The sequence below is a fragment of the Streptomyces thermodiastaticus genome, from assembly GCF_014656135.1.
Taxonomy (GTDB): Bacteria; Actinomycetota; Actinomycetes; order Streptomycetales; family Streptomycetaceae; genus Streptomyces; species Streptomyces thermodiastaticus.
In genome coordinates, this window is sequence record NZ_BNBV01000021.1 from 112,392 (window position 1) to 124,651 (window position 12,260).

Annotated in this window: 11 protein-coding genes; 6 read left to right on the forward strand and 5 right to left on the reverse strand. The window is 74.1% G+C overall.

What is annotated here, in order from left to right; genetic code table 11:
• Window positions 1–35 precede the first annotated feature (35 nt).
• The 3 genes from IE286_RS19305 to IE286_RS19315 are packed head-to-tail and all read left to right on the forward strand — an operon-like array spanning window position 36 to window position 1,980.
• Complete coding sequence (locus tag IE286_RS19305) at window positions 36–1,058, forward strand: iron-containing redox enzyme family protein (protein WP_189798013.1); 1,023 nt, start codon at window positions 36–38, stop codon at window positions 1,056–1,058.
• Window positions 1,059–1,112: 54 nt separating this feature from the next.
• Window positions 1,113–1,763, forward strand: a complete 651-nt coding sequence (locus IE286_RS19310; RefSeq protein ID WP_229863160.1) for a HemK2/MTQ2 family protein methyltransferase — start codon at window positions 1,113–1,115, stop codon at window positions 1,761–1,763.
• Window positions 1,744–1,980 carry a CDGSH iron-sulfur domain-containing protein gene (locus IE286_RS19315; protein ID WP_189798014.1) on the forward strand — a complete coding sequence of 79 codons (237 nt, stop codon included), beginning with the start codon at window positions 1,744–1,746 and terminating at the stop codon, window positions 1,978–1,980. Before IE286_RS19310 ends, IE286_RS19315 begins: the two co-directional genes overlap by 20 nt.
• Before the next feature lie 242 nt (window positions 1,981–2,222).
• Here the strand turns inward: IE286_RS19315 and IE286_RS19320 are convergent, their stop codons facing one another.
• Complete coding sequence (locus IE286_RS19320; RefSeq protein WP_189798015.1) at window positions 2,223–2,645, reverse strand: subtilase-type protease inhibitor; 423 nt, start codon at window positions 2,643–2,645, stop codon at window positions 2,223–2,225.
• 341 nt (window positions 2,646–2,986) lie between these two features.
• Between IE286_RS19320 and IE286_RS19325 the strand changes: the two genes are divergently transcribed.
• On the forward strand, window positions 2,987–4,156 hold the full coding sequence (locus IE286_RS19325) for a lactate 2-monooxygenase (protein WP_189798016.1): 1,170 nt from the start codon (window positions 2,987–2,989) through the stop codon (window positions 4,154–4,156).
• 144 nt (window positions 4,157–4,300) lie between these two features.
• On the opposite strand, the gene IE286_RS19330 is transcribed toward IE286_RS19325, so the two are convergent.
• The 3 genes from IE286_RS19330 to IE286_RS19340 form a co-directional block, all read right to left on the reverse strand.
• Window positions 4,301–4,678, reverse strand: a complete 378-nt coding sequence (locus IE286_RS19330) for a toxin Doc (protein WP_189798017.1) — start codon at window positions 4,676–4,678, stop codon at window positions 4,301–4,303.
• A gap of 3 nt (window positions 4,679–4,681) precedes the next feature.
• The gene (locus IE286_RS19335; RefSeq protein WP_125498338.1) at window positions 4,682–4,927 is read right to left on the reverse strand and encodes a hypothetical protein; all 246 of its coding nucleotides are present in this window, start codon (window positions 4,925–4,927) and stop codon (window positions 4,682–4,684) included.
• 173 nt (window positions 4,928–5,100) lie between these two features.
• Window positions 5,101–8,202: a glycoside hydrolase family 2 TIM barrel-domain containing protein gene (locus IE286_RS19340; protein ID WP_189798018.1), complete on the reverse strand. Its 3,102-nt coding sequence runs from the start codon at window positions 8,200–8,202 to the stop codon at window positions 5,101–5,103.
• A gap of 262 nt (window positions 8,203–8,464) precedes the next feature.
• Here IE286_RS19340 and IE286_RS19345 point away from each other — a divergent pair, with 262 nt between their 5' ends.
• Window positions 8,465–10,843, forward strand: coding sequence for a SpoIIE family protein phosphatase (locus IE286_RS19345; RefSeq protein WP_189798019.1), 2,379 nt, complete (start codon window positions 8,465–8,467; stop codon window positions 10,841–10,843).
• Window positions 10,844–10,850: 7 nt separating this feature from the next.
• On the opposite strand, the gene IE286_RS19350 is transcribed toward IE286_RS19345, so the two are convergent.
• Window positions 10,851–11,399, reverse strand: a complete 549-nt coding sequence (locus IE286_RS19350; RefSeq protein ID WP_189798020.1) for an RNA polymerase sigma factor — start codon at window positions 11,397–11,399, stop codon at window positions 10,851–10,853.
• Window positions 11,400–11,446: 47 nt separating this feature from the next.
• Here IE286_RS19350 and IE286_RS19355 point away from each other — a divergent pair.
• Window positions 11,447–12,260 (forward strand): serine/threonine-protein kinase (locus IE286_RS19355; protein ID WP_189798021.1); only part of this gene is annotated, 814 nt, incomplete at its 3' end.

Genomic DNA, 12,260 nt, shown 5'->3' on the forward strand with positions numbered 1-12,260 from the left:
GGATCAGGCCGGCGGCGTGCGGGTACCCGCAGGCCATGAACGACGACCGTCGAGGACCCGGACTGCCCGCGGCCCGGGGGCCGCTGTCCGCCGCCGTCCTGGCGTATCTGTGCGACGGCGGTGCGCTGCCGCCCGTTGAGGCCGCCGCCGGTGCCCCGCCGTACGGCGACGACCTGCAGCTCGCCCTGTATCTGTGCTACGAGCTGCACTACCGCGGCTTCGCCGGTGTCCCCGCCGACCGGGAGTGGGACCCCGGGCTGCTGCGGCTGCGGGCCGCGCTGGAGCAGCGTTTCCTCACCGCCCTGCGCGCGGACACACCCGTGCACGGCAGCCTGGACGACGCGCTCGCCGCGCTGCTGGTGGAGCCGGTGCACGGCACCGGCGTGTCGCACTGGCTGCGGGACGAGGGCGAGCTGTGGCATCTGCGCGAGTACGCCGCCCAGCGCTCCCTGTACCACCTGAAGGAGGCCGACCCGCACGCGTGGGTGCTGCCCCGGCTGTGGGGCCGGGCCAAGGCGGCGATGGCGGCGGTGGAGTTCGACGAGTTCGGCGGAGGGCGCGGCGACCGGGTCCACGCCCGGCTGTTCGCCGATCTGATGGCCGACCTCGGCCTGGACACCTCCTACGGCCGTTATCTGGACGCGGCCTGCGCCGAGGCGCTGGCGGTGGTGAACATGATGTCGCTGTTCGGCTTGCACCGTGCCCTGCGCGGCGCGCTGGTGGGCCATTTCGCCGCGGTGGAGATCACCTCCTCCCCCGGCTCCCGGCGGCTGGCGGAGGCGATGCGCCGTACGGGGGCGGGCGCGGCCGCGGAGTTCTTCTACGACGAGCACGTGGAGGCCGACGCGGTGCACGAGCAGGTGGTGCGCCACGAGGTGATCGCGGGGCTGCTGCAGCAGGAGCCGCACCTGGCGGCCGACGTGACGTTCGGCATCGACGCGACGGGGCATCTGGAGGACCGGTTCGGCGAGCGGCTGCTCCGGGCCTGGCGCGCGGGCCGCTCGTCGCTGCGCGCACCGTGCGGCCCGCCCGCGGCCGCACCGGCGGCGGTGTCCTGAGTGCCGTCGTCGCCGTCCCGGGTGCCGCGCCCGTTCGGGGGTACCCGCGAGAGGGTGAGTCGGCTGCTGCTTCCAGGTGTGTACGCCCCGCAGGACGACACCGCGCTGCTGGCACAGGCGCTGGCAGGCGAGACGCTCCGGCCCGGTGCGCGGGTGCTCGACGTGGGCACCGGCAGCGGTGCCCTGGCGCTGGCCGCCGCGCGGCGCGGTGCCGAGGTGACGGCCGTGGACGTCTCCCGCCGGGCGGTGTGGACCACCCGGCTGAACGCATGGCGGGAGCGGGCCGCGGTGCACGCCGTGCGCGGGAACCTGTTCGCCCCGGTCCGGGGCCTGTCCTTCGACCTGATCCTGGCCAATCCGCCGTACGTCCCGGCGCCCGGCACCGGCTCCGGGCACGGCAGGTCCCGCGCCTGGGACGCCGGGTGCGACGGGAGATACGTGCTGGACCGGATCTGCCGGCAGGCGCCGGGAGTGCTGCGTCCCGGAGGTGTGCTGCTCCTGGTGCACTCCGTGCTCAGCGGCCCGGACCGCACCCTGGAACTGCTGCGCGCCTCGGGCGCGAAGGCGGCCGTGGTGCGGCGCCGGTGGATCGGTTTCGGTCCGGTGCTGCGCGCCCGGCAGGAGTGGCTGCGCGAGCGAGGCCTGCTGGACCCGTCCGACGACAAGGAAGAGCTGGTGGTCATCCGTGCCGAACGCCCCTGCTGACCCGCCGTGTCACACCCGTGCCCATCCGCCCTGCCGGCTGCGGGTGCAGCGCCGCGGGCCGCTGCTCGTCGACGGCCCCGTCGAGGTGGAACTGGAGGACGGCACCACCGTCCGCTCCGACCGGTTCCGGGTCGCGCTGTGCACGTGCCGGCGCAGCCGGCGCTATCCCTGGTGCGACACCAGCCACCGCGAGCGGGTCCGGAACCCCCCGCCGTGAGGTGCACGGCACACGTGTCCCGAGATACACACGTGTCCCAGGTACCGCGTGTGCACGGCACGCCCCTGTGACGGAGGCACACAGGTGGTGGACCAGGGGCGCCGGGCGGCCCCACCCCGCCCGGCTCGCCCCTGATGAGGGACCGTCGCCGTTCCCGGACCGGACCCCGCGCTCCCCAGCCGCGGGGCCCTGTCGTACCGCGTGGCACGTGGCACGCCGGGACGACGCACGATCCCGGCTCGTCAGAACGCGAGGACGCTGTGCGCGGCCGCGTTCTTCAGGCACGTGTTGGCGAAGGTGCGCTCCTGGGCGACGCGTTCGCCCTGCCAGACACCCTGCGCGGTGACCACCACCGGGCGGTAGTCCTTGGTGCACACCACGTCGCGCCGTGCGGCCAGGGCCGTCAGGTCGCCGCCGGCGGCGCGCAGTTCCTGGCACGCCCGCGCCGCGTCGGGGTGGGTGCCTGAGGGCTTCGGTGCGCAGACCAGGGTGACCGCGCGCTCCGGGGCGGTGGTGGCCGCCCGCTCGCCGTGGCCGACGGTGAGCACCAGCGCCGAGGGCGCGTACAGGGAGGCGGGGGCGGCGAGAGCGGGCCCGGCGAGAGGTCCGCAGACGGCGGTGGCCGTCAGGCCGAGGGCTGCCGCCCGGCGCGTGCTGGTCCGCATCGGGTGTGCTTCCTTCCGCAGGTCGTGACGGAGATCGCCGGCTCCGGGACGGGTGTGCCGGAGCGGCGAGCGGGAGTCTGCCGACTCCGCCGCGGAAACTCACGTCGCACCCACAGGTTTCAGTAACCTTTCGTATTGAACCAGTGGCGTGATGTCACAGCCGGCGGGCGCCGCCATCGCTGGATCTTGAGCCTGCGGGTCACCGGATCCGGCCGGATGTGTGCGTTCTCCCCGCTCGGCAATCGGCCTGAAACATTCCGCTTCCCGGCCGGCCGCCCTCCCCCTACTGGCCAGTATGGTTCGGGGCGGCACTGCAACGGCGAGCGTCGGGAGACACCTGCATGGGCAAGCACTGGGCGGACTTCCAGTACGAGATCTACCTGAACGGCACGACGGGTGCGGTGCCCCGGCTGCCCACGGACCTGTCCCGGCTTCAGGAACTGACCGAGCAGCGGCTCGGCCCCGGTCCGGTGGGGTATGTCGCGGGCAGCGCGGGCGACGGCAGCACGGCACGCGCCAACCGGGCGGCCCTCGACCGCCGCCGCATCGTGCCACGCATGCTCCGGGACGTGCACGAACGCGACCTGTCGGTCACGGTGCTGGGCCGTGCGCTGCCCGCGCCGCTGGCACTCGCGCCGGTCGGTGTGCTGTCGATCCTGCACCCGGACGCGGAGTGCGCCGCCGCACGGGCCGCGGCGGCGCAGGGGGTGCCGTACGTGCTGTCGTCGGCGTCCAGCACGCCGATGGAGCAGGTGGCCGAGGCCATGGGCGACGCCGAACGCTGGTTCCAGCTGTACTGGGCGAAGGACCGCGAGGTGACCCGCAGTTTTCTGCGGCGGGCGAAGGCGGCCGGGTTCTCCGTCCTCGTGGTCACCCTGGACACGCCGCTGCTGGCGTGGCGGCCGCGCGATCTGGACCAGGCATATCTGCCGTTCCTGCACGGGGTGGGCACCGCCAACTACTTCACCGACCCGGCCTTCCGGGCGGGCCTGGCCAAGCCGGTGCACGAGGACCTGAACGCGGCCGTGCTGCACTTCGTCGGCATGTTCGCCGATCCCGGCAAGACGTGGCCGGACCTGGCGTTCCTGCGCGAGCAGTGGGACGGTCCGATCGTGCTGAAGGGCGTGCTGCACCCGGACGACGCCCGCCTGGCCGCCGACGCAGGGATGGACGGCGTGGTGGTGTCCAACCACGGCGGCCGCCAGGTCGCCGGGGCCGTCGCGGCCGCCGACGCCCTGCCACGGGTGGTGGAGGCGGTCGGTGACCGGCTGCCCGTGCTGTTCGACAGCGGGGTGCGCACCGGTGACGACGTGTTCAAGGCGCTGGCCCTGGGCGCGCGGGCGGTGCTGCTGGGCCGGCCGTACGCCTACGGGCTGGCCCTGGACGGGCAGGCGGGTGTCGAGCACGTGATCCGCTGTCTGCTCGCGGAGTTCGACCTGACCATGGCGCTCGCCGGTCATGCCACTCCCGCCACGCTCGGCCCCGGCGACCTCGTCGAGGACCCGGCCTGACCGGTACGCGCCCGCTGCGGCCCGTCCCCGTGCGCGCACCGCGCGGCGAGCGGGCCGCGGCGGCCTGACCGGGCGGTTCGTCCCGGCGGTGCGGAGGGACGCGGACACCGGCGCGCCAGGGCGCGGGGCAGCGGACGGCGCGGGTCAGATCTGCCAGGACCGCAGCCGGTCGGCGGCGCCGTAGACGTCGGTCTTGCCGGTCATCAGGTCGCGGGCAAGGTCGACCAGGGCGCCGTAGGGCGGGTCGATCCCCGCGCCGCTGATGAACATGTACGCCACGGCCGTGGCGCAGGCGAACCGGGCGTTGGCGAAGGGCAGCGGCCTCAGCGCGACCAGGGTGTGCAGCAGGGCGGCGGCGCGCCAGGCGGGGTCGGAGTCCACGCCCAGGCGCGGCGGGTCCACGCGGTGCCGCGCGACGGCGGCCACCAGCGCGGAGAAGTCGTCGATCGCGGGCTGCTCCGGCAGGACCTCTTCGTGGCGCTGGAGCAGCCAGGGCACATCGATGTGGATGACGGCGGTCATCGGTCAGGCGGCTCGTCCCTCGCCCCGGGTGGGCGGCTCGTCGTCGGGGAACGCTGCGGCGAATTCGTCGGCGTGCGCCCGGAAGAACCGGCGGAAGACCTCGGCCCCCTCCTGCAGCGCGCGGTGCCGGGCTATGTCCGCCGCGGCCGCCTCCCGCACGAGCGCCTTCATCGACGTACCGCGCTCCTTGGCGATCTGTCGCAGATCCTCCAGCTCGCGGTCACTGAACTCCACATTGAGCGCCGGCATGCGGCACACCGTAGCGCGTGCGGTACTCGCTCGTAAATGCCCGCAGGTCACCGGGGTCGTGCCGCGGTACCGGCAGGGGCGGGCCGGGCCCGTGCCGCCGCATGGCACGGCGGAGGCACGGGCCCGTCGCCGTCCGGGAGGACGCGGCCGCCCCGGACGGCAGATCCCGGACCTCAGACCTTCAGTTCGCTGATCCGCACCGCGCCCTCGGGCCGGCCCGGGGCGCTGCTGGTGAGGGTGAGGCGGATCCGGGAGCCGCGCACCGGATCGAAGGTGATCACGGTGGGTTCGTCGGAGGCGGTGGCCCAGTCCGTCTTCGCCCCCGTGACCGGTGTCCAGCGGCGGCCGTTCCACACCGCTGCCTCGACGGCGGCGGGCCGCGTGTGCGTGGCGTCGACGGTGAAGGAGACCGCCACCCGGTCGAGGGTGCGTGTCCGGCCGAAGTCGAGCGAGACCCAGTCCTCGGCCCGGGCACCGTCGAAGGCCGGCAGCAGGGCGGTGGCCGCCTTGACGAAGGCGTTGGACCAGCCGGTGGCCGGGTCGCCGTCGATCATGGCGGCGGGCAGGGTGTCGGGACGGCCGGAGTAGCTGGCGTCCGCGCGGGGGTGGGCGGGCGGCTCGGGGTGGTCCGGCCGGAACGCCGGGGCGGGGGTGTTCACCAGCGTGGTGGCCGAGGTGGTGGGCACGGTGACCGTGCCGGTGCGCAGCCCGGCCGCCCGCGCGGTCACCTTCAGCGTGCCCGTCCGGGTGCCGGCGCGGACGACGGCGAGTGCCTTGCCGTGGAAGGCGGTGCGGGTGCTCGCCTGGTAGCGTTCGGCGCTCTCCTGGCGGCCGTTGTCGACGCCGGCGAGGAAGCCGCCGGTGACGTCGAAGGTGAGCAGGTGCTCGGCGTCCGGGACGACCGTGCCGTGGGCGTCGACCACCTCGGCGGTGACGAACACCAGCGAGCGGCCGTCGGCGGGGAGCGAGGTCCGGTCGGCGGTGAGCCGTACGGCGTGCGGCTCGCCCGCGGTGCGCAGCACGTCGGTGGCGACGACCTTCCCGTCGCGCCGTGCCACCGCCTTCAGGTCGCCCGGCCGGTACGGCACCTTCCAGGTCAGGTGGAGCCGGCCGGCGCTGCCGTTGGGGCTGGTGTAGCTGCCGGGCCAGGGGCCGCCGGTGACGGTCTTGTCGTCGCCGGTGGCCTCGGTGGTCTCCAGGTAGGTGCGGCCGTCGGTGGTCCGCTTGACGTCGAACTTCCTGGTGCCGAGGGAGCGGCCGTCGAGGAACAGCTCCACGGACTCGACGTTGGAGTACGCCCAGACCTCGACGACGTCGCCCTCGGTGTGGTTCCAGGTCATGGGCACCAGGTGGACCATGGGTTCGCTGGTCCACTGGCTGCGGAACAGGTAGTAGGTGTCCTTGGGGAAGCCGGCCGTGTCGACGGCGCCGAAGAAGGACGCCTTGACCGGGAACACGTCGTACGGGGTGGGCTCGCCGATGTAGTCGGTGCCGGACCACAGGAACTGCCCGGCGAACCACTTCCGGTCGCGGTCCTTCTTCAGGCTGTACTCGCCGCTCATGGTCCAGGAGGCGAGGTTGTTGTCGTAGGAGGAGGTGGCCCGCCGGCCCGGGGTGTGGTTCTCGCCGGTGTTGAGGTGCTCCGGCTCCTGGTAGGTGCCGCGGGTGGAGGTCGCCGAGGACGACTCGGACTCGAAGAGGAACAGGTGCGGGTAGGCGGCGTGCAGGGCGTCGACCGAGGCGGCGGTGTTGTAGTTCAGGCCCAGCCCGTCGAGCTTGGCGAGCATCAGGTCGGCCGGTGAGCCCTTGGCCGGCAGGCTGCGGTACTTGTCGGAGCCGATGACGACCGGCCGGGTGCTGTCCGCCGCCCTGACGGCCGCGATGACGCGGTCGGCCATGGCCAGGCCCTCGGTGCTGGTGGAGTCGGGTATCTCGTTGCCGATGGACCACAGCACGACGGCGGGCGAGTTGCGGGCCGCGCGGACCATCTCGGTGGCGTCCCGCTCGCACCACTCGTCGAAGAAGCGGCCGTAGTCGTAGCGGTTCTTGCCGGTGCGCCAGCAGTCGAAGGCCTCGACCGTCATCACGATGCCGAGTTCCTCGCACAGCTCGACGAGCTGCGGGGCGGGCGGGTTGTGGGAGGTGCGCAGGGCGTTGACGCCCATGGATTTCATCAGGGTCAGCTGCCGGCGCAGCGCGTCGGTGTGGACGGCGGCACCGAGCGGACCCTGGTCGTGGTGCAGGTTGACGCCCTTGATCTTGGTGGGGACGCCGTTGAGGAAGAAGCCCTCGTCCGGGTCGAAGCGGACGGTGCGGATGCCGAAGACGGTGTCCACCGCGTCGGTGGTGCGGCCGCCGGCGCGCAGTTCGGTGCGGAGGGTGTAGCGGTGCGGGGCGTCGACGTCCCACAGGTGCGGGCGGGGGACGGTCACCTCGTGCTCCGGGGCGGCCCGGCCGTGGGCGCCGACCGTGACGGTGGAGGCGGTCCGGGCGACCGTACGGCCGTCCGGGCCGAGCACGGTGGAGGTGACCTCGACGCGGGCGGGGGTGCCGGAGTCGTCGGCCACCTCGGTGCGCACCCGGACCACGGCCCGCTCCTCGGTGACCTGCGGGGTGGTGACGTACGTGCCCCAGCGGGCCACGTGCACCGGGTCGGTGACGATCAGACGGGCCTCGCGGTAGATGCCGCTGCCCGAGTACCAGCGGCTGCTGGGCAGCTGGTTGCGGACCTCGACCGCGAGCACGTTCTCGGTGGATCCGTCGGTGTGCACCAGGTCGGTCAGGTCGACGGCGAAGCCGGTGTAGCCGTAGGGGTGGCGGCCCGCCTCGGTGCCGTTGCAGTAGACGCGGCAGTCCATGTAGACACCGTCGAACTCCACCGAGATCCGCTTGCCGGCGCAGGAGCGCGGCAGGGTGAAGGAGAGCCGGTACCAGCCGAGGCCGCCGGGCAGGAAGCCGGTGCCGCCGCTGGTGCCGTGCTCGGTGGTGGGCGTCTGCTCGATGCTCCAGTCGTGCGGGACGGCCACCTGCCGCCAGTCCGAGTCGTCGTACGCGGGATCGGCGGCGTCGGCGTACGCGCCGGTGGGGTCGGTGATGCCGCCCGGGTCGGCCAGCGCGAAGCGCCAGCCGTCGCGCAGCGGGACCGTGCGGCGGCCGGGGAGGCGGCCGGTGGTGTCGGCGGCCTCGGCGGCCAGGGCTGCGGGGCCGCCGAGCAGGACGCCCGCGGCCGGGGCCGCCGTACTCGCGATCAGGACCGATCTGCGTGTGATCGCCATGCTGGTGCTCCTTCGTTCCCCACAGAGGATCAGAAACGATCAGAACTCATCGAGACCAAACAGAGTCTGACGTGTGCACGCAGGAGATCGTCAAGGGTGCCGCGCGGTGTCCTCCCCGCGCGACGGGCCACGACGGCAGCCGGCCGGGGCCTGGGGCCGCGCGGGACCGGCGTCGCACGGGGCCGCCTGCCACTACGCTGGAGAGCGAGTGACACACCTGATCACCGTGATCACTGTGAGTGTGCACGATGGAGCGGCCACGATGAGACCGGCGTATCCGTTCGACGAGGGGGCGACGGCGCGTGCCGTCGTCGACGGGCGCGGGGTCCTCGTCGAGTGGAGCGAGGGCGCCCGCCGGCTGCTCGGCTGGGCACCGGAGGAGGTCGTCTCCCGGCCCGCCGCACGACTCCTGGCGGACGGCACCCGGGTGGAGCCGCCCGACGGCCACCGCTGGTCCGGCACACTCCCACTGCGCCACCGCGACGGACACGCCGTGCGGGTGTGGCTGCTGGCCCACCGGCAGGACGCCGGGGACAAGGCCGGTGACTGGTTCGTCGTCTCCCCGCTGCGCGAGGACGACAGCCGCACCGACGACGACCTCCTTACCCGGGCCCGGCTGGTGCAGTCGCCGTGCGCGATCGCGATCTGCGACGACCGCCTCCGCCTGCACACGCTCAACGACGCCATGGCCCGGATCCTCGGCGCCCCCGGCGAACAGCTGCGCGGCCTGCGCCTGCCCGAGATCGGCGGACGGCCGGACGACAACGACGACATCGAGCGGCACATGCTCCAGGTGCTGCACACCGGCCACGGCACGGACGTGCACACCGACAGGCGGGGCGGCGACGGCGGGACGGTCTCCTGGCTGGCCCGCCTGTCCCCGGTCACCGACGACGACGGGCGGGTGCACGGGGTGTGCATCGCCGTCCACGACCTCACCGACCAGTACCGGGCCCGCCAGCGGCTGCAACTGCTCAACGAGGCGAGCATGCGCATCGGCACCACCCTGGACGTGACCCGGACGGCCCAGGAACTCGCCGACGTCTGCGTGCCCGCCCTCGCCGACTTCGTCAGCGTGCATCTGGTGGACCCGCCCGAGCCCGGCGGCGAGCTGCCCCTCGGACCGCCGCACATGCCGGTCACGCTGCGCCGGGTCGCCCACCGCTCGGTCCGGCCCTACGCACCCGAGGCGCTGGTCGACATCGGTGACAGCGAGGTCTACCCGGCCGCCTCGCCGCAGGCGGTGGCCCTGCTGACCGGGGAGGCGATCGTGGTGGCCCGAACGTCCGACGAGATGGAGAAGTGGTACGCCTGGGACCCGGGGCGCCTCGAGCGGATCCGGCAGCTGGGCATCCACTCCACGATGTCGGTGCCGATCCGGGCCCGCGGTGTCGTGCTCGGCGTGGCCGTCTTCACCCGGTACGAGCAGGCCGCCGCCTTCACCGCCGACGACGTGCTGCTCGCCGAGGACGTCACGGCCCGCGCCGCCGTCTGCGTCGACAACGCCCGCCGCTACTCCCGCGAGCGGGAGACCGCCCTCGCCCTGCAGCGCAGCCTGCTGCCGCGCACCCTGCCGCGCACGGCCGCCGTGGAGGCGGCCTCCCGGTACCTGCCGGCCGCCCGCTCCCGGATGGGCGGCGACTGGTTCGACGTGATCCCGCTGTCCGGGATGCGGGTCGCCCTGGTCGTCGGGGACGTCCTCGGTCACGGGGTGCAGGCGTCGGCGACCATGGGCCGGCTGCGCACCGCCGTGCGCACCCTCGCCGACATCGACCTCGCCCCGGAGGAACTGCTCACCCACCTCGACGACGTGGTCTTGCGGATGTCGACGGAGGCGGGCAGCGAGGGCCGGCCCGGCGAGGTCGGCGCGACCTGCCTGTACGCGGTGTACGACCCGGTCTCGCGCCGCTGCTCGCTCGCCCGCGCCGGCCACCCGTCCCCCGTGCTCGTCCCGCCCGGCGGCCCCCCGCGGGTGATCGACCTGCCCGCCGGTCCCCCGCTGGGGCTGGGCGGCCTGCCGTTCGAGGCCGTGGAGATGCACCTGCCGGAGGACAGCGTGCTGTCCTTCTACACCGACGGACTGATCGAGCACCGCGGCCGCACCGCCGAGACCGGACGCCGGCTGTTGTGCACGGCGCTGGCCGAGCCGACGTCGGGTCTGGAGGAGACCTGCGACCGGGTGCTGCAGACCCTGCTGCCGGCGGTCGGCTCCAGCGACGACGCGGCCCTGCTGCTGGCCCGCACCCGGGGCCTGCCCGCCTCCCAGGTGGCGACTTGGGACATCCCCTCCGACCCCGCGCTGGTCGCCCCGGTCCGCGGCAAGGCCCTGGACCAGCTGGACGCCTGGGGGCTGAGCTCGGTGGCGTTCACCGCCGAACTGGTGGTCAGCGAGCTGGTCACCAACGCCATCCGCTACGGCACCCCGCCGATCCGGCTGCGCCTCATCCACGACGACGCCCACCTGATCTGCGAGGTGTCCGACACCAGCAGCACCGCCCCGCACCTGCGGCGGGCCAAGACCTGGGACGAGGGCGGCCGCGGGCTGCTGCTGGTCGCCCAGCTCACCCAGCGCTGGGGCAGCCGGCACACCGCGGACGGCAAGACCATCTGGGCGGAGCTGAATCTGTGGGAGGAGAACTGACCCGCTCTCAGGCGCCCGCCAGCCAGGGCCTGACCTGACGCCGGGCCTGGTGCAGCCGCGACTTGAACGTGCCCAGCGGGACCCCCGCCCGTTCGGCGGCCTCGGCGTACTCCAGCTGGCAGATGTCCCGGTACACCAGCGGCGCCACCAGATGCGGATGCTCGCGCTCCAGCCGTTCCAGCGCCTCCAGCAGGTCCACCCGGGAGCCCGCGATGACACTGGTGGTGCGCGGGTCGATGTGCTGGGCGGGCTCGATCGTGGCGGGCTGCTCGGCGGCCCGGCGGCGCAGCTCCCGGTACTTCTGCCGGCAGCAGTTGGCGACGACCGTGTACAGCCAGGTGGAGAAGCGGCTGCGGCCCTCGAAGCCGGTGATGTGCCGGGAGAGCGTCAGCAGCACGTCCTGCGCGGCCTCCTCGGCGTCCTCCCGGCACGGCAGGAAGCGCCCGCAGCGCCGCACCACCTCGGGGCGGATCAGGGCGAGCAGTTCCGCCAGGGCGGCACCGTCCCCGGCGGCCGAGCGCCGGGCCAAATCCTCGGTCAGCACCGCATCCGGCACGGCAGGGCCCCCTCCGGAGTCGATCTCTGGGCAGGCATGATAGTCCCATGCACTCAGCCCGGCGGATCGGCCGCTACCGGATCGAGCGGTGCCTCGGCACCGGTGCCTTCGGCACGGTCTGGCTGGCCCGGGACGACGACCTCGACGCCCAGGTGGCCGTGAAGGTCCTCGCCGAGAACTGGGCGCACCGCCTGGACGTGCGCGAGCGGTTCCTGTCCGAGGCGCGGATGCTGCGCAAGGCCGGCTCGCCCCGGGTGGTGCAGGTGCACGACATCGGTGAGCTGCCCGACGGCCGGCCGTACTTCGTCATGGAGTACGCCGACGCCGGCACCCTCGCCGACCTGGTCGCCGACGGCCCGCTGCCCGTGCCCGAGGCGCTGCGGCTGACCGCGCTGGCGGCACGCGGCGCCCACGCCCTGCACGAGGCGGGCATCGTGCACCGCGACGTCAAGCCGAGCAACGTCCTGCTGAGCACCGCGCCGGACGGCACCCGGCGGGTGCTGCTCGCCGACCTGGGGCTGGCCAAGAGCCTGGCCGAGGCCTCCGGGCTGACCCTGGCGGCCGGTTCGGCCGGGTACCGGCCGCCCGAGCAGGCGAGCCCGGGCAGCGGTATCGACGCCCGGGCCGACGTCTACAGCCTGGGCGCGGTCGGGTACGAGCTGATCACCGGTGCGGTGCCGGCCGAGCCGGGCAGTGTGGTGCCGCCCCGGCGGCTGCGGCCCGGTCTGGACGCCGCCGTCGAGCGGGCGCTGCTGCGCGCACTGGAGGCCGACCGGGCGAGGCGCTGGCCGGACGCCGGGGCGTTCGCGGACGAACTGGAGCGGGCGGCCGGTGCCGCCGCGGGACGGCGGCGGCGCCGCG